The 21850-nt window shown below is 66.2% G+C and carries 18 protein-coding genes; 3 read left to right on the forward strand and 15 right to left on the reverse strand.

What is annotated here, in order from left to right; genetic code table 11:
* Positions 1–90: 90 nt before the first annotated feature.
* Both LK459_RS15850 and LK459_RS15855 read left to right on the forward strand, forming a co-directional pair.
* Positions 91–2091: a cytochrome c oxidase assembly protein gene (locus LK459_RS15850; RefSeq protein ID WP_227919479.1), complete on the forward strand. Its 2001-nt coding sequence runs from the start codon at positions 91–93 to the stop codon at positions 2089–2091.
* 66 nt (positions 2092–2157) lie between these two features.
* Positions 2158–2778, forward strand: coding sequence for a zf-HC2 domain-containing protein (locus LK459_RS15855; protein ID WP_227919481.1), 621 nt, complete (start codon positions 2158–2160; stop codon positions 2776–2778).
* Positions 2779–2812: 34 nt separating this feature from the next.
* Here the strand turns inward: LK459_RS15855 and LK459_RS15860 are convergent, their stop codons facing one another.
* The 14 genes from LK459_RS15860 to LK459_RS15925 all read right to left on the reverse strand — a co-directional run bounded on the left by LK459_RS15860 (position 2813) and on the right by LK459_RS15925 (position 19434).
* Complete coding sequence (locus LK459_RS15860) at positions 2813–5002, reverse strand: heavy metal translocating P-type ATPase (protein WP_227923802.1); 2190 nt, start codon at positions 5000–5002, stop codon at positions 2813–2815.
* A gap of 291 nt (positions 5003–5293) precedes the next feature.
* Positions 5294–6037 carry a vitamin K epoxide reductase family protein gene (locus LK459_RS15865; RefSeq protein WP_227919483.1) on the reverse strand — a complete coding sequence of 248 codons (744 nt, stop codon included), beginning with the start codon at positions 6035–6037 and terminating at the stop codon, positions 5294–5296.
* Positions 6038–6091: 54 nt separating this feature from the next.
* Positions 6092–6829, reverse strand: a complete 738-nt coding sequence (locus tag LK459_RS15870; protein ID WP_007236676.1) for a DsbA family protein — start codon at positions 6827–6829, stop codon at positions 6092–6094.
* A 173-nt stretch (positions 6830–7002) separates the two neighbouring features.
* Positions 7003–7593 carry an RNA polymerase sigma factor SigC gene (gene sigC, locus LK459_RS15875; protein ID WP_227919485.1) on the reverse strand — a complete coding sequence of 197 codons (591 nt, stop codon included), beginning with the start codon at positions 7591–7593 and terminating at the stop codon, positions 7003–7005.
* A 97-nt stretch (positions 7594–7690) separates the two neighbouring features.
* Positions 7691–8419 carry an aspartate/glutamate racemase family protein gene (locus LK459_RS15880; RefSeq protein ID WP_227919487.1) on the reverse strand — a complete coding sequence of 243 codons (729 nt, stop codon included), beginning with the start codon at positions 8417–8419 and terminating at the stop codon, positions 7691–7693.
* 107 nt (positions 8420–8526) lie between these two features.
* Positions 8527–10185: an NCS1 family nucleobase:cation symporter-1 gene (locus LK459_RS15885; protein ID WP_227919488.1), complete on the reverse strand. Its 1659-nt coding sequence runs from the start codon at positions 10183–10185 to the stop codon at positions 8527–8529.
* 136 nt (positions 10186–10321) lie between these two features.
* Positions 10322–11050 carry a YoaK family protein gene (locus tag LK459_RS15890; RefSeq protein ID WP_007236680.1) on the reverse strand — a complete coding sequence of 243 codons (729 nt, stop codon included), beginning with the start codon at positions 11048–11050 and terminating at the stop codon, positions 10322–10324.
* Positions 11044–12186: an amidase family protein gene (locus LK459_RS15895; protein WP_227919490.1), complete on the reverse strand. Its 1143-nt coding sequence runs from the start codon at positions 12184–12186 to the stop codon at positions 11044–11046. Before LK459_RS15895 ends, LK459_RS15890 begins: the two co-directional genes overlap by 7 nt.
* Positions 12183–13304, reverse strand: a complete 1122-nt coding sequence (locus LK459_RS15900) for an acetamidase/formamidase family protein (RefSeq protein ID WP_227919496.1) — start codon at positions 13302–13304, stop codon at positions 12183–12185. The genes LK459_RS15895 and LK459_RS15900 overlap by 4 nt, the downstream gene beginning before the upstream one ends.
* Positions 13301–13972 (reverse strand): FadR/GntR family transcriptional regulator, encoded by a 672-nt coding sequence (locus tag LK459_RS15905; RefSeq protein ID WP_227919499.1) that lies wholly within the window; start codon positions 13970–13972, stop codon positions 13301–13303. The genes LK459_RS15900 and LK459_RS15905 overlap by 4 nt, the downstream gene beginning before the upstream one ends.
* A gap of 295 nt (positions 13973–14267) precedes the next feature.
* Entirely contained in the window at positions 14268–14966 is a 699-nt protein-coding gene (locus LK459_RS15910; protein ID WP_227919500.1) for a GntR family transcriptional regulator, read from the reverse strand.
* 8 nt (positions 14967–14974) lie between these two features.
* Positions 14975–17029 carry an alpha/beta hydrolase family protein gene (locus LK459_RS15915; protein ID WP_227923804.1) on the reverse strand — a complete coding sequence of 685 codons (2055 nt, stop codon included), beginning with the start codon at positions 17027–17029 and terminating at the stop codon, positions 14975–14977.
* Positions 17030–17040: 11 nt separating this feature from the next.
* The gene (locus LK459_RS15920; protein ID WP_227919502.1) at positions 17041–18843 is read right to left on the reverse strand and encodes an N-acetylglutaminylglutamine amidotransferase; all 1803 of its coding nucleotides are present in this window, start codon (positions 18841–18843) and stop codon (positions 17041–17043) included.
* Between the two features lie 81 nt (positions 18844–18924).
* Entirely contained in the window at positions 18925–19434 is a 510-nt protein-coding gene (locus tag LK459_RS15925) for a hotdog fold domain-containing protein (protein WP_227919503.1), read from the reverse strand.
* 36 nt (positions 19435–19470) lie between these two features.
* Here LK459_RS15925 and LK459_RS15930 point away from each other — a divergent pair, with 36 nt between their 5' ends.
* Entirely contained in the window at positions 19471–21000 is a 1530-nt protein-coding gene (locus LK459_RS15930; protein WP_227919505.1) for an anion permease, read from the forward strand.
* Between the two features lie 96 nt (positions 21001–21096).
* On the opposite strand, the gene LK459_RS15935 is transcribed toward LK459_RS15930, so the two are convergent.
* A complete protein-coding gene (locus LK459_RS15935; protein WP_227919506.1) occupies positions 21097–21846 on the reverse strand; it encodes a succinate dehydrogenase/fumarate reductase iron-sulfur subunit in 750 nt (249 codons plus the stop codon).
* Between the last annotated feature and the right edge of the window lie 4 nt (positions 21847–21850).

A 21850-nucleotide genomic window follows, 5' to 3' on the forward strand; every position in this document is an offset into this window, starting at 1 on the left:
AAGGGCAGCGACGCGGGGCCGTAGACTGGCGAGGACGTCAGACCGGCGAAAAGTCGTGCTCGCTGGTGCTCGGCGGGCTAGGAGGAAGTGATGACCGCCGTGGACAGTGCACCGCGGGCCACCGCGGCACGCAGTCGCCCGACCATGATCTTCGGAGCGGCTTTCGCGGTCGCCCTGATCGGCATCGTGATCTATGCGCTCGTCAGCGGCGACGCTCGCCACCTCGAGAGCGGCGACCCGTTCCCCGGTACCCTCACCGCGGCCGCCGACGTCGTCGGATACTTCCTCGGTTTCCTTGCCGCCGCGTTGACACTGGGTGGACTGGTCTTCGTGATCACCGCGTCGCACCCGGACGATCACGGCACGATCGACGTGACCGGGTATCGCACACATCTGATGATCGGTCGACTCTCCGTGGCCTGGGCCGTGTTGTCGTGGTTGATGGTTGCCGTGGCGGCAGCAGACGCGTCGGGGACGACTCCGTGGCGGCTGGTGACCGAGGGATATCTCGGGCAGGGGATCGGAGTCAGCGAGACCGCGGTCGCATGGATCGTGATGGCCGTCTGCGCCACCGTGATCGCCGTACTGATCAGGTGCTCGCTCGGGTGGATGATGCACGTCGTCCTGCTGATCCCGTCGGTGATCGCGATGGTCGCACTACCCATGGCGAGCAACGCGGGCCAGGGACCCAATCACGACTACAACACGAGTCTCGGTATCGGATTCTCGCTGGCCGTCGGGCTCTCGCTCGGATTCCGGGTGGCGTGGGCGAGCGCGCCGCGTATCGAATCCGACGCCGCGGGCCCCGTGGTCCACCGCCGCAATGCTCTCATTCTCGTCATCAGCGACGCGGTGGCTGTCGTCTATGCGCTGGGCCTCATCGCATTCCTGTTGCCCGCGCGGTACGCCTTCGACACCGCGTTCGGCATCGCCGCCATCATCCTGCTCGTGCTCCTGGCGGCGACGCTCGGATCGAGTGTGCAGTCCTACCGTGCGGCTCGACGCGGGGACGTCGACGACGAGGCCGGCCGTCGAATCGTGACCGCCGGCGCCGTGCTGATGGTCGGAGCCGTTGCCTGCTGGACGGTGATGGACACCCGTGTCGCGCCAGGACTGCTTGCCCACAAGTTCTCGGCGTGGGACGTGTTCTTGGGATACGAACTGCCCGGAGCACCGACAGCGTGGAAGCTCGCCACCTACTGGCGTTTCGACCTGTTGATCGGCGTGGCAGCGATCGTGGCGATCCTCGTGTATCTGATCGGTGTGCGTCGACTGCGCCGACGCGGCGACGAATGGCCCGTCGGCCGCACCATCTCGTGGGTCCTCGGTTGTCTCGTCGTGGTGGTCGTCACGGGATCGGGCGTGCGCGCGTACGGTTCGGCGATGTTCAGCGTGCACATGGCAGAACACATGGCGCTCAACATGTTCGCGCCCGTGCTACTGGTGCTCGGCGCTCCCGCCACCCTGGCGTTACGCGCCCTTCCCGCGGCCCACGGCGATGCGCCTCCCGGCCCGCGCGAGTGGTTGCTGCGGGTGCTGCACTCCAAGGTGACCGCGGTGCTGTCCAACCCGATCGTCGCACTGGCGGTGTTCGTGTTGTCGCTCTACGTCGTCTACTTCACCGGGATCTTCGGGACGCTGACGCGCTACCACTGGGGTCACGTGCTGCTGACCGTGCACTTCATCATCGTCGGCTACCTCTTCTACTGGGTCATCATCGGCATCGACCCCGGACCGCGTCGAATCCCGTTCCTGGCGCGCATCGGACTGTTGTTCGCCGTGATGCCATTCCATGCGTTCTTCGGCATCGCGCTGATGACGATGTCGACAGTGGTCGGCGACAAGTTCTACAGCGAACTGATGCTGCCGTGGGTGACCGACCGCCTCCACGACCAGTGGCTCGGCGGTGCCATCGCGTGGGGTGCCAGCGAGGTCCCCGTCGTACTGGTCGTGGTCGCCATCGTCGCGCAGTGGGCCAAGGTCGACCGCCGCGAGGCGAACCGCGGCGACCGCCACGCCGACACCTACGAGGACACCGAACTCGACGCGTACAACGCCATGCTCGACGAGTTGTCGAAGTCTCGTCGATGAGCAGAACAGAGTCCTCCGGTCGAGTCGGAACGTCGCGCGGCGTGACCGCAGGGGGAGGATGACGACGTGCGGTGTGAGGTGGCGCGGGAGTCGCTGTCGGCGCGCATCGACGGCGAGCGCGAGTCGGTGCCTGCTGCCCGCGTGGACGAGCATCTCGCGCAGTGCCCCGGGTGCGAGCGCTGGTACGCCTCCGCTCGGGGAATGAACTTCGCCGCCGCCGACCTGGCGCCGGACCTCAGCACGACGATCCTCGAGGCGTCACGGACATCGCAGCACCCCCACGGCGGACACCGTCGGTACGAGGTCGGCGTGAGTCGGGTGGCGACCGCGTTACGGGGTGGATCGGTGGCCTGTGCCGTCGCGGTGGTCGTGTTGTGCTTCGGCTACCTGACCGGCTCGGCCCCGCTCTGGTATCCGGTGGTTCAGGGCGTGCTCGCCGTCTGCGCCGTCGGGCTGGCCGGAGCCGCCGCGCTCGACTCGCGGCGCGTCCGAACCGCGGGGCCCGCCGTCAAACCTGCCGCCGTCGAATCTACTACTGCCTCTTCCGCCGGCACTGTTCTGGACCATGACGTCGCCGGTGCCGACGGCCGGGGCGTCGAGGACGATTCGACGTCGGACGTGTTCGACCTCACCGCGCTGCGCGCGCGTCGACACCAGGGCCCGCCGACAGGCGACACCCGGCGCTGACGACGGTCAGAGCCCCACATCTGCGGGGTCCGGATCAGCGACGGTTCCCGAAATGCTGCAGCCGCAGGCTGTTGGAGACGACGAACAACGAGGACAGCGCCATAGCGGCGCCTGCGATCAGCGGGTTGAGCACACCGGCCGCAGCGATCGGAATGGCCGCGACGTTGTAGCCGAACGCCCAGATCAGGTTGGTCCGGATCGTGAGCTGCGTGGCGCGCGCCAGGCTCAGCGCGGCGGGGGCGGCGCGTAGGTCGTCGCGCACCAACACCACGTCGGCTGCGCCGATCGCGACGTCGGTGCCGCGTCCGATGGCCAGCCCGAGGTCGGCGGTCGCGAGGGCTGGCCCGTCGTTGATGCCGTCGCCGACCATCGCCACCGATCGTCCGGACTCCTGCAGTTCACGGATCGCGTCGACCTTGGCGTCGGGTAGGACCTCGGCGATCACCTCTGTGATGCCCACCTCGTCGGCCACCGCGCGTGCGGCTCCCTCGTTGTCGCCGGTGAGCAGCACCGTGCGCATGCCCGCTGCCTGCAGCGCTGCGATGGCCGGGGCAGCGCTCGGCTTGAGGGTGTCTGCGACGGCGATCATCCCGGCGAGTCGGCCGTCGACGGCCACGTAGATCACGGTTTCGCCCCTGGCTTCTGCATCACGTCGACGACGCGCTGTCGCGGCGGGTACGACGACCGAGTGCGACACCCAGCGCGGTGAACCGACCGTGACCCGGTGGCCGTCGACCGTTCCGACGACCCCGCGGCCCGGTTCGGCACGGAAGTCGGACACCTCGGGGCGGTGTTCGTCGTCGACAGCGGACACGATCGCCGAGCCGACCGCGTGTTCGGACGCCGATTCGACGGCTGCCGCGAGGGCGAGCAGACGGTCGTCGGGCACCTGCGACTCGTCGTCCGCGGAAACCTGGGTGACTGACAGAGCGCCCTCGGTGACGGTGCCGGTCTTGTCGAAGACAACGGTGTCGATGTACCTCGACGTATCGAGGGCTTGATAGCCCTTCAGGAAGATACCCAGTTGGGCGCCCCGACCCGTCGCCACCATCACGGCGATCGGCGTCGCGAGACCGAGCGCGCACGGACAAGCGATGACGAGCACTGCGAGTCCTGCCGCGACGGCACGGTCGACGGGCCCACCTGCGAGGAGCCACGCGCCGACGGTGACCGCGGCGATCGCGATGACGACGGGGACGAACACACCCGCGACGCGGTCGGCGAGACGCTGGGCGTTGGCCTTGCCGGTCTGGGCTTCCTCGACCAGGCGCATCATGCCCGCGAATGCGGTGTCGGGTCCGACGGCCGCGGCCTCGACGACGAGCCGTCCGTTGAGTGCTGTGGTTCCGCCGATCACCGGCTCGCCCGGTTCGACGTCGACCGGCTTCGATTCGCCGGTCATCGCGCTCATGTCGACGGCTGCGGAGCCCTCGATGACCAGACCGTCGGTACCGATCGTCTCGCCCGGACGGACGACGAAACGTTGCCCCTCGGAGAGTTCACCGGCGGGGATGCGCATTTCGGTGCCGTCGCGTAGCAGAACCGAGACGTCCTTCGCGCCGAGCGCTGCCAGCGCCCGAAGGGCACCACCCGCCCGGGAGCGGGCGCGCGCTTCGAAGTAGCGACCGGCGAGGACGAGGACGGTGACGCCTGTCGCGACCTCCAGGTAGATCGAGTCGGCGCTCCAGATCGCCGACCACACGCCCTGCGAGCTGCTCGAACCGGTGTCGGCGGCGAAGAACATCGAATAGAGCGACCATACTGTGGCCGCCAGCACGCCCAGCGTGACCAGTGTTTCCATCGTCGCGTTGCGGGTACGCAGATTCTTGGCGGCGACACGATAGAACGGCCACGCACACCACGTGAGGATCGGTGTCGCGAGTGCGAGGAGAAGCCACTGCCATCCCGTGAACCGTGTGGACGGAACCACTGCGAACACGATCGACAGATCGGCGAGGGGGATGAAGAGGATCAGAGCGACCGCGAGCCGTCGGAAGAGCCGCTTTGCCTCGTCGCCGTCGGTGTCCGGGATGGGTGTCGGGGTGTCGCTGCGGACACTCGCGCCGTATCCCGTCGCGTCGACGACCTCGCACAGCGCGTCGGCACTGACGTCGTCGGCTGCGTCGATGGTCGCCACCCGCGTGGCGTAGTTCACCGACGCCTTGACGCCGTCGACCTTGTTGAGCTTGCGTTCGACCCGGGCCGCGCATGCGCCGCATGACATTCCGGTCACATCGAGCTGGATGCGCTGCGGTCCCGTGTGCTGCGCGGCCTCGCGCTGCCCGGTCCCTGTGCTCGTGGGGGATTCCAGCGTGGTCACATGATCCTCGATCTCTTCGTCCGCGTGGCGCGTCGCAGCGTCGAAGACGATCCCGATGCTTCGGTGAGGGTGTCCTGGGATCGTCTGATCACGATGGTCGCGCACGTACTCCTAGAAGTATGTCGTCCGCGGGTGCCGAATGGTTCCCCGAAATCTCTCGCGGATTCTGACGAGTGCCAGGCGAGGCGGCCGGTGTCAGATGAACGTCTGCCAGTAGTCCCAGAACTCGACCAGGATGGCAGCGATCACGATCGCGTACCAGACCGGCAGCAGTACCCAGAGCCAGCCACGGATCTCGCGCCCGCGGTCACTGTCACCGATGACGCGGTTGATGCTCAGGATGAGGATGATCGGCACGACGACCCACACCACCAGGCAGTACGGGCACAACGCGTGGATCTTGTACAGCGCGGAATACGCGAGGAAGTTGACGAAGACGAAGCCTGCGAAGCTGCCGAGTGCCAAGCCGAGCCAATACCAGCGCGGCAATGAGATCCCGGCGACCGCGAGGACGCCTGTGACGATCACCACCGAGAACGCGGCGATTCCGATCAGCGGGTTGGGGAATCCGAACAGCCCTGCCTGCCAACTCTTCATCACCGAACCGCAGGAGATCACCGGGTTGATCGAGCAACTCGGCACGTAGTCCGGGTTCTGCAGCAGGTGGATCTTCTCGATCGTCAGCGTCGCCGCCGCGACGAATCCGATCACACCCAGGATCAGCAGCACCCAACCGGTGGGACGGCCCACACGCACCAGGCCGAGCAGTCCGCTCGACGACGCGTCCACGTCGTCCGGGGACCGGCGTACGGCGGCGTCGGGCGTCTCCTCCGACTTCTGGGCCTCAGCGGTGCCGTCGACTCCGGCGGTGCCCTCTACCGTGTCGGTGTCGGAGTTGGTCGCCGGGTGTGGGGTGTTGTCGGCATGTGTCGTGCTCATGGTGTGTGCCTCGTGTATCGGATGCCGCGGGGGCGTGGTGCGGTGTTCTCGGGTCTACTGCTTGTTCGCTGCCTCGTTGACCGCGGCGATGAGAGCGTCCGGGGTGCTCAGCTGCACCGGGTTGCCATTGATCTTGATCGTCGGGGTGGCGTTGACACCCGAGTCGAGGGCCTTCTGGGTCGTGTCCTTCACGAAAGCGCTGAACTGCTCGTCGTCGATGCACTGTTTGAGGTTCGTCGCGCCGGCCTGCTTGGCGATGCTGTTGAGTTCGTCGTTCGTGAGGCCTGCGCCGCCCTCTTCCGGCTGCTGCGCGTACAGCGCGTTGTGGAACTTCAGCCAGGTGTCGAAGTTGCCATCACCGGCCGTCGACTGTGCGACACATGCGGAGGCGTTGGCCGAGCGTGACGAGTAGTTGGTGGTCGACATGCGATCGAGGAAAGCGATCGGCATGTAGTCGACGGCCACCTTCGGGTTGTTGCGGATCTGCTCCATGGCGTCGCTGAACTGGGTTTCGAAGGCGCGGCATGCGGGGCACTGGAAGTCTTCGACGACCGTGAGTGTGACTGGCGGGGTGGTGCCCTTGGGCGCCGTGGTGATGCGGTAGGCGTTGTTGGTGGCCACGGTGACGTCACTCGACGACCCGGTGGCCGACTTGTTGGAGACCAGCACCCAGACGCCGATACCGATGGCGAGGGCAACGAGCACCACGGCCGCACCGATCTTCATCAGCAGGGAGCGGCGCTTCTCCGCCGCTCGCGGGTCAACGATCGGCTTACGACGCTTGTCGGCCACGGGTCCCTCACATCTCTCTTCGCTCGTCCTCTGCGGTGACAGGGACCGTCCGGATCATCGCGGTACGAGTGCGATGACACAGCGGGATCACGGCCCGTCGCCGTTCTCAAGGGTACGCAAAGCACCCTGAGAAAAGTCATAAGGCTTTGGTCCCCAGCTGCGTCATGCGCAGGTCAGCTGCTGCGCTCGTCCCGTCTACCGGATCCTGTCGCTCCGATCAGCGCTTCGCGGGCGCGGGCGACGCGTGACCGCACGGTGCCGACCGGGCAACCGGTGACTTCGGCGGCCTCCTGATACGACAAGCCGAGGACCTGCGTCAACACAAGCGCTTCCCGTCGTTCGGCAGGGAGGTCTTCGAGAAGGAGGTTGACTTCGACGACGTCCTCCCACCCGGCCGAGCGGGGCGCGGAACGTCGGGTGTCCGCGGCGTCGATCCAGTCGACGCCGCCGGCGATGCGGGGACGGGACATGGCTCTGCGTACGTCGTCGGCGCAGACGCGGCGCGCGATGGCCAATAGCCAGGTGCGAGCGGTCGAATTGCCCGCGAACCGCGGAAGTGAGCGGATCGCCCGCAGATAGGTCTCCTGTGTGAGGTCATCTGCGAGACGCGGGTCGGCGAGGTGGGCGACGAATCGCCAGACGTCTCGTTGGGTCTCCCGCACGAAGTGTTCCAGCGCGCGACGGTCTCCACGAGCGGCTGCGAAGGCCAGTTCGGTGACCTCGACGTCGTGGTCGGACGACGCGCGGTCGGCGGGGACGGTCATGGACATCACCCTAGCCCCCCGACGACACCGCGTCGTAGACGCGTTGGGTGGCTGCGTTGTAGACGCGTGGTGCGGCTGCGTCATGGGCGCGGTGCTGTCACCGCGGGTCGAGTTCGGGCGGCAGCCCGCGGTAGCGCTTCGTGGGCGGTGTGGCGAATTCACCGGAAGCGGTACCCGTCGTCAGGTGCATCGCGGCCATCGCCGACAGCATGCCGACGCCGGCGGCGACGCCGTCGATCACAGGTGCGCCGATCTGTGCGGAGAGTTCGACGGCGAGGTCGGCCATCCCGGCGCACCCGAGGACGATCGCGTCCGAACCGTCTGTGGCGAGTGCTTCGGCGCACGCTTTCGCAAGGATCTCGGCGGTGTCGGGGTTGGTCTCGAGGTCGAGCACCGGTATCTCGCAGGCGTGGATGCCGAGGCATTGTCGGCCGAAGCCGTAGTGCGACACCAGGTCTTGTGCTCTGCCGATGGTTCGTCCCAGCGTCGTCACCACCGAGAAGCCCCGGCCGAGCGGTGCCGCGAGGTGCATCGCCGCCTCGGCTATCCCGAGCACCGGGGCGACGGCGAGTTCGCGTGCCGCGTCGAGTCCCGGGTCACCGAAGCAGGCGAGCAGGTATCCGTCGGCGTCCGGGTTGGCGCTGATCGCTCGGAGGAGTCCGGGGACGGCCATCGCCTCGTCGACGTGGCTCTCGATCGACGAGGGTCCCACCTCGGAGGTGACCGCGATGATCTCGGCGTCGGGCCGTACCACCGAACGTGCGGCCGTCTCGATCACGGCGGTCATCTCCGCGGTCGTGTTGGGATTGATGACGCACAACTTCATCGGTGTGTTGTCTCCCTGGTTTCTGGGTTCCTGATATTTCGAACGCGTTGGCTGTGTCGAACACGGTGTCGTGACGGCACCGCCGCGGTGCCGTCACGACAACGATGTCAGGAGGCCGAGGACCCAGTTTCGGCGCTCGACTTGGTCGTGATCGCGGCGTCGGCGGTCGGGGCGTCGGCGGTCGGCGAACCGGACAGCATGGTGCCGTCGGCTGCCACCTCCATATCGGTGGTGATGGTCGCGACCGGGATGTGCGAGCCGTGTAGGAATCGGTCCGATGCCAGGCGCATTCCGACGTAGTAGAAGACAAGGCCCGCGGCAGCGCCCATGAACCAGGTGAAGCTGGCCTCGTACGAGGTGCCCCAGATGACGAAGCAGATCGGGATGATCGACGCGAGCACCACCGAGATCACCGCGACCGGGTTCCATCCACCGCGGTAGTGGTAGGCGCCCTCCGGGCTCAGGGTGAACAGGTCGTCGACGATGATCTGCTGCTTCTTCACGAGGTAGAAGTCGGCGATGAGAATTCCGAACAGTGGACCGATGACGGCACCGAGGGTGTCCATTGTGTAGTGGATCGCGCTGGCGTTGTTGAACAGGTTCCACGGCGTGATGATGACCGAGCCGATGGCCGCGATCATGCCGCCCATGCGCCACGAGATCTTGGTCGGCGCGACGTTCGAGAAGTCGAAAGCGGGCGAGACGAAGTTGGCGACGATGTTGATGCCGATGGTCGCGATGGCGAACGTCAACACACCGAGAACGGCGGCCGTGGTGTTGTCGATCTTGTCGACGATGTGTACGGGGTCGGTGACGATCTTGCCGTCGGCGTCACGCCCGATGACGGTGACGCCTGCCGAGACGGTGCACACGACAAGGATCGAGAAGAACAGGAAGTTGACCGGCAGGCCCCAGAAGTTGCCCTTCTTTACCTCGCCGAAGGTCTTGCCGTAGCGCGAGAAGTCGCCGAAGTTGAGCATCGGACCCGAGAAGTAGGAGACGACGAGGGCGAACGCGCTGATCATCATGGTGATGGTCGGCCAGGTGCCGCTGATGCCCGAGCCTTCGGAGAGGTCGAAGTGCACGTTGCTCCACCCGGCCTTCGCGATGAGATAGGCGGCGAGGGCGATCATCACGACGTAGACGGCGGGTCCGCAGAAATCGATGAACTTGCGGATGGTGTCCATGCCGTTCCAGAAGACCAGTGCCTGCAGCACCCACATCAGAACGAATCCGCCCCAGCCGAGGAGGGACAAGCCGAGAAATGCGTGGTTCCCGTTCTCGCCGTAGGGTTCCAGCGCGGGCCAGAACTTCAGGGCCAGAAGACCGAACGCGGTTGATGCCAGATATGTCTGGATTCCGTACCAGACGACGGCGATGGTGCCGCGAATGATCGCGGGGATGTTGGCGCCCTTGACCCCGAAGCAGATTCGTGTGGTGACCGGATACGGCACGCCTGCTTGTTGTGACGGCTTGGCCACGAGATTGCACAGCAGGTTGACGGCGACGATGCCCACGAGCAGGGCGACGAGCACCTGCCACGACGAGATGCCCAGTGCGAACAGGCTTCCGGCGAACACGTAGCCGCCGACACTGTGCACGTCGGACATCCAGAACGCGAAGATGTTGTACCAGGTCCAGTTCTGATTCTTCAGTGGAGCGAGGTCTTCGTTGGTCAACTGTTGGTCGTAACCGACCTTGATGATGCTTTCGCCAGCGGCGCTGTGATGTTCGGTGGCGATCTGCGCGTCGGATGAAGCGCTCATGGTTCTCCTCAGGGCGGTGTGACATCGGAGTGATCCCGAAAGTGTCTGAGTCGAAGGTAAGAACGCTTTGTTACCCGTCAATTAACGCGCCGATATATTCGACGCCATACCGAATATATTCGCGTCGTCTTGCGGGTCAGGTTGATGAGGTGGTCGACGGTGTCTGTGACCGGTACCGCCGGCCGGCGGGGGCGTCATGGATGGCGCCGACAACGGCAACCGCGGCGATCATGATGCCCGCCACGAGGAGAGCCGTGCCCATGTGCACGCGCATCAACACCACGCCGAGCGCCGCGCCGGCGATCAACGACACCACCGCCGCGGTGCGACGTCCGGTGCCCTTGCCGCGGCCCGATCCGAGGAAGGAGTCGGCTGCGAGGCCGGTGATCGTCGACGTCACGACGACGGTCGTGACGTCCTTGACCGCGACCGCGCGGGCGGCTGCGGCTTGAATGCCCATGGCAGTCGCGGCGATCGTCGTCACCGTGATCATCACCGGGTGTTCAGGATGGTCGCCTGAGGCGAACAGTACGACGGCCAGCGCGACCATCGTCGCCGCGACCGTGGCGAACAGCAGCGTCGTCCCGAGGGTCCACGCGCGGTCGGCCCGCCGGAGAGTCCGACCGCCCGCCGCTGCACCCGCCATGAATCCCACGAGCGCCATTGCCGGTCCCAGTATCGGCAGTCCCGAACCGCCCGCAAGCGCCATCCCGAGGATCACGACGTTGCCGGTCATGTTGCCCGTGAAGACCTTGTCGAGGCCGAGATAGCCGACAGCGTCGTTGATGCCGGTGGTGAACGTCAGCACCAACATCAGGGCCAGGTGCATACGCTCGAGGGGAATAGCGCGGATTCGATTCAGCACCGCGGTGTGCCTCCTTGGGTGGCGAAGCTGTCGCGAGATGCGGTCGGCGAGGCTGATGCGAACTCGACTGCCCGGCCGATGAGTGCGGTATCGCAGCCGCGTGGGCCGACGAGACTGTGGCCGATCGGCCCCTCGGAGGTATCCCGATAGGGAAATGTCACCGCGGGTCGGCCGGTCGCGGACGCAATGGCGGTCAGCCGCACGGTCGCCGACCGCTCGCGTTCTACGTCGTGACCTGACGCCCCGAGTCGGGGTGCATGCGAGGACGCTGCCGGGAGTGCGAGCACGTCGCTGCCCAATAGCTCGTCGAGTTGCTGCGTGATGTCGGCGAGTTCGTCGCATGCCCGCGCATCCTGGGCGGCGTTGATGCCGGCGGCCACGGCGAAACGTGCGGCGGCCGAACCGGCGAGTGCACCAGGGTATGCGGTGATCCAATCGCCGTGCACCGTCCACGCCTGGAATGCCTGGTGTGTACGGAACGCCTCAGCCAATCGTTGTAGGTCTACCTCCCCGATGTCGTCGAGGGTCGCGACGCCCGAACCGATGTCGGTGTTCGACGGTGAGTTGAGTAGGACCGACGTGGCACGGAGTAGGAGGTCGGGTTCGCGGGTGAGCACACCGACGGTGTCGAAATCAGGTGCCAGCGGCAACAATCCGTCTGTCGACACGGACCCGTGAGTAGTCCTCATGCCCCACAGCCCCTGATACGAAGCCGGTACCCGGATTGATCCGGCGGTGTCGGTCGCCAGCCCCAGATCGGCGTCGCAGTGTGCGACCGCACTCGCCGGACCGCTCGACGATCCGCCGGGCAGGGCATCGGGCACGGCGGCGTTCGGCGGCGTGCCGTAGTGCGGATTGTCGCCCGCCATCGAGTACGCGAACTGGTCGGTGCGTGCGATGCCGCGAACTCGGGCGCCGGCATGGATAAGTCGCGCAACGGCTGTCGCGTGGTCGGCGGCCACGTCGACCGATTGTTCGTAGGCGGGTACACCACCTCCGGTTGCGTACCCCGCCACAGCGAAGACGTCTTTGACCGCGACCGTGGCTCCGTCCAGCGGGCCATGCGATGCGGCGGCGATCAGCGGATCACCGACGACGCGCCACACCCTCGAATCGACCTCGCGCGAAGACCTCACCGCGCGAAGTCCGACTTGCGGATACGCGCATGCACGCCTTTGACCAGATCAACGACCTGAGAGATGTTGAAATCGGTTGCGGCACTGAGATAGGCCAGCGCCTGGGCAGGGTGCATGCCGTATCGCACACCGAGCAGTGACATCGCCGAGCGAACGCAATTCTGCACGGCCACATCGAGATCGGGGTCGAGGCCCGTCGGGATCAGGAATTCCCGTGTCTCGGCAACCGGCGCGACGAGTTCGCCGAACCGCGCTGCGACGTCGGATGCCGGGATCACATCGAAGCGGATCGTCGCCCGCAGTGAGGCTTCGAGAGCCGTCAGGGCGACCTCGCCGTCGCCCTGCGCGAAGTGGGGATCGCCGACGTAGGCGAGTGCGCCCTCGACGTTCACCGGCAGATAGAGGGTCGCTCCGACGGTGAGCAGTGTGATGTCGAGGTTGCCGCCGTGGGGTCCCGGCTGGATCGAGTTCGGACGGACATCGCCCGGGGCTGCCACACCCATGATCCCGAGAAAAGGGGCGAGCGGGAACCGTGCGGCGGGTTCAGGATTCGACGGCGACAGTGGGAGGACTCCGCGTGCGTCGTCTCCGTCGCCCTCCACCGTCACGAACGCGCTGTAGGTGGCACCCCCGATCGGGTATTCGCCGGGCAGTGCGCCGCGGCCGTGGCGGTTGGACACGACGCCGTAGGGGACTCGACGACGTGTCTCGACGACGGTCATCGCGAGGAGATCGCCGGGGTGGGCACCTCTGATCTCGATCGGACCCGTGACGACGTGAGGGCCGTCGACACCCTGTCGATGTGGTCGGTCCGACGCGCAGAGGGCGACGGCTTCGTCGAGAACCATGTCGGGGGCGACGCCGTGGGAACCGAAGAAGGTCAGCGGATCCCGGCCCTGGTCGGCGAGGATGCCCTCGTGGCTGAGGGTGTCGATGGTGACTGTGGCGCCGGATTCCACCGACATCACCGGGGTGTCCGCCGCACACGGCAGGTCGCCCCAGTACACGTCCTCTGGCCTGCACGGCAAGTAGTCGTCGCCGCTGATCGGACCCGAGCCCGCGGGGAGGATCAGGTCACCGCCCGACAGGTGAGCGAGTGCTGATGGCTGGGTGGTCACGAGGTACTCCGTTCGACGAGCCGCCCGACCTCGTCGAGGTGCGCTGTCATGGCGGCGACTGCTTCTTCGTGGTCGTGGAGGCGTACCGCCTCGAGGATCTCTTTGTGGCCCTCGAAGGAGTTGCGCCGCCCCTCCCGGGTGGCGTGCGAGCGTGCGCGGACGGTGTGCACCCATCCCGCACTGAGTTGGCACAGCGACACCAGAAGCGGATTACGCGCGGCTCTGGCCAGTTGCATGTGAAAGGCGACGTCCTGCGCCAACGATTCGGCGGGATTGAGCCCCGCGTGTGTGGATGTCAGGATCGACTCGAGCGCAACGAGATCCGACGACGTCGCACGATCCGCGGCGAGGCCGGCGACCTGCGGCTCGATCAGTTTGCGCAGTTCGGCCACGTGCTCTTCTTCTGCGTCGGTGCTCATCGTCTCGAGGATCGCCGTCGCGTTCGCCGAGCGTGGCGCGACGATGGTTCCCCTACCCGGAGTCCTGGTCACCAGACGGCGCTGCTCCAGGTCGCTGAGCGCTTCGCGGATCGTCGTTCGGGACACCTCGAGGTTCTCGGCGAGGACCCGTTCCGGTGGAAGTTTGTCTCCTGGCGAGAGGTCGTTGACGACCATCGCCTCCAGGTACGCCGCAGTACTCGCGCTGAGGGTGTGTCCGCGACGCAGCATGTGGGTCTCCGTTCCGAGCGTGACTTCTCGAACCTGGTCTCTTGGTATGACCAACTGTAACTCATGCGATGCACCCGGGCACAGGTGGCGGACGGCACGCCGCTCGTGGACATCGAAATCGACTCGTGAGTGATTCGCGGGTGTGCCCACTCAGCAGCAGTAGGCATCCGAAACCATCGAATGCGCCGGCCGGGTCGTGATCCCAGGCCTCATCGAGTCGCAGCTGCACCTCGACAAGGCATTGCCCGACCTCGCGTCGGCTCCGGCTCGCGCGAATCCCGGTGGGAGCGCGGACTCAGCCGAGTTCCGGACGCACGCCGAGTGAGGCGCTCGTCTGGATGATCGCTTCCTCGAGCCGCCCGTGGTGCACCCGGGCGGCGTCGAGGACGGCTGCGGTGTCGCGAGCTGCGAACGCTGCGAGCAGGTCGGCGTGGTCGACGTTCAGCTTGTCCTGGGTCGGCGCGTCGACCGAGCGCATCACCTGGAACGGCTCGGTGAGATTCCACGTCGCGTCGAACATGTTGAGTAGGCGCGGCATGGCGCACGGTGCCGTCAGTGTGGTGTGGAAGCGGCGCGAGACGTCGTGGAACGCCTTGCCGTCGTTGAACCTCGTTGCCGTGACGAGTTCGTGGTGGAACTCGGTCGCCGCCGCTATCTGTTCGTCCGTGATGTTCTCGACCGATCGGGTCAAAGCGGCTTGCTCGAGTACGCCGCGAACGAAGTAGATCTCCTTGAGCTCGGCCAGGGACAGCTGGCTCACGTGGTAGCCGGAATTGCGCTGGTGATCTACGAGTCCCTCGCCGACAAGGGTTTTGAGTGCCTCCCTCACCGGAATCGCGCTGACGCCGAAGGCGTCGGCGATGTCGGCGGGCATGATCTGCGTGCCGGGAGGTGCGCCGCCCGACAGGATCAGTCGACGCAACTCCTCGAGCACATTGGCCCGATCGTTGCCCGATCGTGTCTCCGCCAGTTGGACGAGCAGGCGGTTTGTCATGTTCCTGCTCATGGCGCCGCGTTCGACTGTTTGCGTTCACGCACCTCGCGGTGTGCCTTGGCTGCCGAGGGATGCCGTCTGATCCATTGCGCCACAGCCTCGGTGAGACGCTGCTGGTTGTGGCGCTTGACGATCTCGTGCCCCTCGTCGTGGAACATCAACAGTTCGGCGATCCCCCCACGGGCGCGTAGTTCGTCGACCATCTGCTGTGACTCGCTGACCGGAACATTGGTGTCGTGGGCGCCGTGGACGACGAGCAGCGGTGCGGTGATGTCGTCGATGCGGTGGATGGGGGACAGGTCCCGTAGTAGTTCGCGATCGGATTCGGGGTGTCCGTATTTGGTGTACGCGGCCACTGCGATCCACGGTTCGGTGTTACGGAAGAACGACTCGAGGTCGCTCATGCCGCAGATCGCGATACCGGCCGCGAACACCTCGGGGTGAAATGTCAACGCCGCCAGCGTGAGATAACCGCCGTAGGAGCGGCCCGACACGTAGAGCCTGTCCTTGTCGGCGATCTGCGAAGACACCACGTGCGCGGCGCAGTCGGCGGCGTCGTCGATACCCGCGTAGCGCCCGTAACGGTCGTCGGCGTGCGAGAACAGACGCCCGTACCCCGACGATCCGCGGACGTTGGGTGCGAAGACCGAGATCCCGGCGTCGACGAGTGGTCCGAACAGGAACTGGTAGTCGGGGCGGGTCTGCGCCTCCGGGCCGCCGTGGAAGTACAGCAGACACGGCGGCGGGCCGGAGTCGGGATCGGGGTTCGTGGCGCGATACAGCCAGCCCGACAAGGGCATTCCGTCACGGGCCGAGAACTCACGATATTCGGCGCGCAGTGCCGCCGACGGTCCGCTGCCGGTGATGACGTCGTCGCGGATGGGCGTCACGGTGCTCGACGGGGTGTGCACGAGGTGCACGAGCGGCGAGCGCTGAGGGCACGAGACCGTCAGCGCCACGATCGTGCCCGCCGCGCTGATCGACAGATCCGACGCTACGTCGCCGGGCAGCGGGATCGGTTCGTGCAGCGTCTGATCCGGAAGGGTGAGGATCTGCAGTTCGCTGCGGCCATCGACATTCCAGAGCATGGCGACCGTCGACTGGTCGTTACTGACCGCGAACTCGTCGAGCCCGGCCCCCGCGCGCTGCGCGAGGACGCGGAAACGCCTTCCGGTTCTGGAGACCTCGACGCCGAGCAGACGTGGGAACTTGGCGTCGAAGTCGCTCGTCACCAGGGCCTGCACGCTGTCGAGGTCGCGGTAGGAATCCTGTGGGGGGCCGACGAACACGAGCGACGGGTGATCGAAACCCTGGTCGAGAATGTAGCCCTGATCGGTCACCGAACCCGGATCGTTGGGCAGGATCGTCGACATCTCCATCTCGTCGGACTCCGTCGCTTCGAGATCGGCGTCCTCGCGTTGGTCCGGTCGCCGCAGCAGCAGCATGTCCCGGTAACCGCGCGGACCGACTCGCAGCAGCGCGGCGCCCTTCCAGGAGTCGATCAATGCCCCGCCGACGCGGACGTCGAGGATCTCGGTGGCGCCCGTACCGGGATGTGCGCGCACCGAATACGCCGTGCCGTCAGGGGTCGTCGCGGTGATCAGCACCCAGTCGGTGTCCCAGCCGACGAGTGAGACCGTACCGAACGAGCGTCGCGAACCGAGTGTCGCCCGATTGGACCAGTCGGACTCCGTCTCCTGACGGTTGCTGCCGATGCGGTGCGACCTGTCGTCATCGGGATCGGTGGTGACCACCCAGACCTGATGGTGTTCACCGCCACTCGGCGCCAGCTCGACGGCGAGCCACTCGCCGTCCATCGAATGGACGAGCTTGCGTACCGGGCCGGTGGCGGGCACGGTCACCCAACGCAGCTCGCCGACACCCTCAGGCGACAGCACCCGTTGCGCCGCACGAGGATAACCGGCGCCATCGTCGACGATGTAGGCGAATGCCCTGCCGTCCGGGGAGACCGACGGACCGTACGTGTGCCAACCGCGGTCGTCGAAATTGACGAGTGGCGTCTCCTCGGCTACCCCATTGCTCGACGGGACTGTGTCGGTGATGTCGTCCGCGCTCACCGTGCCGTGATGTCTTCCATTGTCTGTAACCACATCTCGAGCACTGCGAGCTGCCACAACTCGTTGGAGTCCAGGGTGGTGCGGGTGCCGTTGGGATCGGCGAAGAGGCGGTCGAGGGTCTCGGGTCGATACAGGGCACGGTCTTTCGCCGACTGTGCGCGCAGGGTGTCGGTGACCAGATCGAGCACGCCACCCTCGAGGTGCCGGATACCCGGAACAGGGAAGTACCCCTTGGTCCGGTCGATCACCGCCGCGGGCAACAGCTTCCGCGAAGCTTCCTTGAGTACGCCCTTGCCGCTCGGATTCAGCTTCAGGTCGGGCGGACAGGTGGCCGCGAGTTCGACGAACTGGTGATCGAGGAACGGCACGCGGGCTTCGAGCCCCCACGCCATGGTCATGGTGTCGACACGTTTGACCGGATCGTCGACGAGCATGACCGTGGTGTCCAGACGCAGCGCCGCGTCGACGGCCGAGTCGGCGCCGGGTGCGGACTGGTGTGCGAGGGCGAATTCCCAACTGGGGTCGTAGTCGCTGTCGCCGAGGAGGTACGGATCGTTCAGCAGCGCGCCGATGGCCTGATGTGAGCGGTCGAAGAAGACCTCGCGGTACGCCTTGGTGGTCTCCTCGCGCGCGATGCCCTGCAACGGCGGATACCAGGAATAGCCGCCGAGGATCTCGTCGGCGCCCTGCCCGGATTGCACGACCTTGATGGACTTGCTGACCTCCTGAGAAAGCAGGTAGAAGGCGACGCAGTCGTGGCTGATCATCGGCTCGCTCATCGCCGCGATCGTGTCCGGCACGGCGGGTAGGAGGCGATCGGTGCCGATGTGGATCTTGTGATGGTCGGTGGCGAAGGTGTCGGCGATCAGGTCGGAGTAGGCGTACTCGTCACCCGATTCGCCGCCCGCGGAATCGAATCCGATGCTGAAGGTGGCGAGATCCTGCTGACCCTGCTCGGCGAGCAACGCAACGACCAACGAGGAGTCGATACCGCCCGAGAGCAGCACACCGACCGGGACGTCGGCGACCATGCGGCGTCGGACAGAGGTGCGCAGCGAGTCCATCAGTTCGTCCTGCCAGCGCACCGCATCCCAGTCCGCGCGGCTGGGGTCGGGTGCGAACACCGGCTCCCAGTAACGACGTTCGGTGCTGCGGCCGTCGGGATGGATCACGCGGACCGTGGCCGGCGGCAGCTTGCGGACACCGTTGTAGATGGTGTGCGGCGCCGGAACCACCGCGTGAAAGCTGAAGTAGTGGTGCAGCGCGACGCGATCGAGGGAGGTGTCGACATCACCGGCGCGCAGCAGTGCCTGCAACGACGACGCGAAACGCAGACGTCCCGGAGTCTCCGAGAGGTAGAGCGGCTTGATGCCGAGCCGGTCGCGCGCGAGTGTGACCACACCCGAGTCGGTGTCGACGACGGCGAAGGCGAACATCCCGATCAGGTGGTCCACGCAGTCGGTACCCCACGCATGGAACGCCTTGATGATCACCTCGCTGTCGGCATGAGAGAAGAAACGGTAGCCCCGGCCCTCGAGTTCGCTGCGCAACTCCTTGTAGTTGTAGATGCAGCCGTTGAACACCATCGCCAGGCCCAGTTCGGAATCGACCATCGGCTGTGCGCCGCGTTCGGAGAGGTCGATGATCTTGAGTCGTCGATGGCCGAGGGCCACGGAGCCCTTGACGAACAGTCCGGAACCGTCGGGACCACGACGGGTCATCGAGCAGGTCATGGTGTCGACGGCCGAGGCGTCGGGCGCCGAACCATCGAACCGGATTTCACCGCAGATGCCACACATGTAGGTCAGTCCTCTCGGTTGCTTGACGTGTCCAAGCCTATGAGTTTCGCAACGGCCCGGCAGGGCGAGCGGAGGTGCAGGTCACGAGGTCGGCGTCACCCATGTCGTGATCTCGCAGTGCACGACTTCAACACCGCGCGTGTCGGTGATGGCGATCGAGACCACGACGTCGCGGCCGCTGTCGATGGCGGCGAAGTCCACAGGTTCGGCAAGCGTCGCGACGGCGGTCAGTCGCGTCGTCGCCTTCGTCAGATACGACGCCGTCATGCCCTTGGGGATCCAGCGGTGCGTTGACGGAGTCGTCGCCTCCATCAACATGCCCATGGCGACCTCGGCGAGGTTGCAGGCCGCAATCGCGTGAAAGGTGTGAATGTGGTTGTAGACGCCGAACCACTTGGGGGCGCTCACCCGGCACAGGCCGGGCTGCATCTGTTCGACGTAGGGGAGGATGGTGCCGAAGTACGGCACGCGCACCGACATCCCCAGGGAGAAGAGTGCCTTGCCGAGCACGTTGTCGGGCAGCCTGCGGCGCAGGGCGTAGGTCGGTGAGGACGAGCTGGTCGGCAAAGGTGACGATTTGGCGTCGGACATTGCCCGGATGCTACCCGGACGAGGAACCTTGGTGAGGTGACACCTCCTTCGGAGAAGGACCCACAGCCCGCCGATCCACAGGCATCCACCGAGAACGGCGACACGCCCGACGCCTCGCCTACCGGCACCGATCACCACGACCATCCGCACCATGTCCACTTCAGTCCGTTGTGGTGGCGTGGCGGTATCCCGCTGATCGTCGGCGTGATCATCTATTTCATCCCGGCTCCCGACGGCGTCGACCCCAACGGCATGCACATGCTGGGGATCTTCGTCGCGACGATCCTCGGGTTGATCCTGCAGCCCCTGCCGACGGGATCGGTGGCGATCATCGGGCTCGCGCTGGCCATGGTCACGAAAACCATGTCACCCAAAGAGGCGCTCGCCGGCTTCTCGAACACGACCATCTGGCTGATCGTGGCGTCGTTCTTCATCGCCGAGGCGTTCATCGTGACGGGTCTCGGGCGCCGGGTCGCGCTGATCTTCGTGCGTGCCATCGGCAAATCGAGTCTCGGCCTGGCCTACGGGATGGGTCTCGCCGATCTCATCCTCGCGCCCGCGACGCCGTCGAACACCGCACGCGCAGGCGGTGTGATCTACCCGATCGTGCGATCGCTCGCCGAACTCGTCGACTCGACACCGAAAACCGACGCCTCGCGGCGCAAACTGGGCGCCTACCTGATGCTGACGGCGCTACAGGTCAACGTCGTCACGTCGGCCATGTTCCTCACCGCGATGGCAGGCAATCCGCTCGCGCAGGAGGCCGCGGAGAAGATGCGCATCGAGATCACCTGGGGCAACTGGGCGCTCGCCGCGATCGTCCCCGGCCTGGTCAGTCTCGTCGCGACTCCGTGGGTGATGTCGAAGATCTACGCGCCAACACTCAAGAAGACTCCCGAGGCGCCTGCGCTCGCCCGCGACGAACTGAAGAAGAGCGGTTCGATGACGCGCAACGAGTGGATTCTCGCGGCGACGTTCGTGCTGCTCCTCGTCCTGTGGTGTCTGGGCAAGCAGCTCAACGTCGACGCGACGACCACCGCCTTCGCCGGCATCGCGATACTGCTCGTCACCGGCGTGCTGACGTGGAAGGACCTCGTCACCGACACCGGTGCGTGGCAGACGCTGATCTTCTTCGGTGTGCTCGTCGCGATGGCCGACGAACTGCGCAAACTCAAGGTCATCGACTGGGTGGGCGACAAGGTGGCCTCCAGCGTCGACGGCCTGCCGTGGATGGTGGCGTTCGCGATTCTCACGCTCGTGTACTTCTACGTGCACTATCTGTTCGCGTCGAACACCGCGCAGATCGTCGCGATGTATGCGGTGTTCCTCGGTGCCGCCGTGGCGACCGGTGCTCCACCACTGTTCAGTGCGTTGGTGTTCGGTTTCATCGGCAGCCTCTTCGGCGGCCTCGCCCACTACTCGTCGGGACCCGCGGGCGTCATGTACGGGTCGGGATACATCAAGACCAGCGAGTGGTTCCGTGTCGGCTTCCTGATGTCGGTGGTCAACATCATCATCTGGACCGCCATCGGCGCGCCGTGGATGAAGCTGATCGGGATCTGGTGAACCGGCGTCGACACGGGCTGTTCAATCCGCCTTGCGGCTCGGCTGCTCAATCCGCCTTGCGGCTCGGCTGCTCAATCCGCCTTGCGGCTCGAGTATTCAATCCGCCTTGCGGCGGAAGCCGAATCGTAGGGCTTCACGGTTGACGCCTGCCACCGCGTCGAGCGGGATGCCCGCCGGGCACACCTCGGCGCATTCGCCGTAGGTGGAGCACGGACCGAAGTCCTGCTCCATCTGTCCGGTGATGGCATGGGCGCGGCGACCGCGTTCCTTCTTACTCTGTGTGAGGGCCGCGAGGTGGAGCAGCTTGGCGCCCGCGAACAGGTGCGCTGCGCCGTTCGGGCAGGCGGCCACGCACGCCCCGCACCCGATACACGCCGCGTAGTCGAGGGCTTTCTCGCTGGTGTCCTTGTCGATGAGTTCGGCATCGGCGTCGGGGGCCTGGCCTGCGGCGACGGCGACGTGGCCGCCTGCCTCGATGACCCTGTCGAGCGCGGAACGATCGACGACGAGATCGCGCACCACGGGAAAGCTGTTGGCGCGCAACGGTTCGAGCTTGAGGTGTGAGACACCGTCGAAGTGTCGCAGGTGTTGTCTGCACGACGGCGTGTTCGGTGTCGGGCCGTGCGGGCGGCCGTTCACCATCATCCCGCACGCGCCGCAAACACCCTCGCGGCAGTCGGAGTCGAACGCGATCGGCGATTCGCCCTGGTCGACGAGGTGGTCGTTGAGGCGATCGAGGACGTCGAGAAGCGACATCTCGGCGGTGGCGTCGTCGATCACGTAGGTCTCGAAACGGCCGTCGTCGTCGGCGTCGGCCTGTCGCCAGGCTTCGATGGTGAGCTTCATGGCG

Source organism: Gordonia otitidis (genome assembly GCF_020735545.1).
GTDB classification, from domain to species: Bacteria; Actinomycetota; Actinomycetes; order Mycobacteriales; family Mycobacteriaceae; genus Gordonia; species Gordonia otitidis.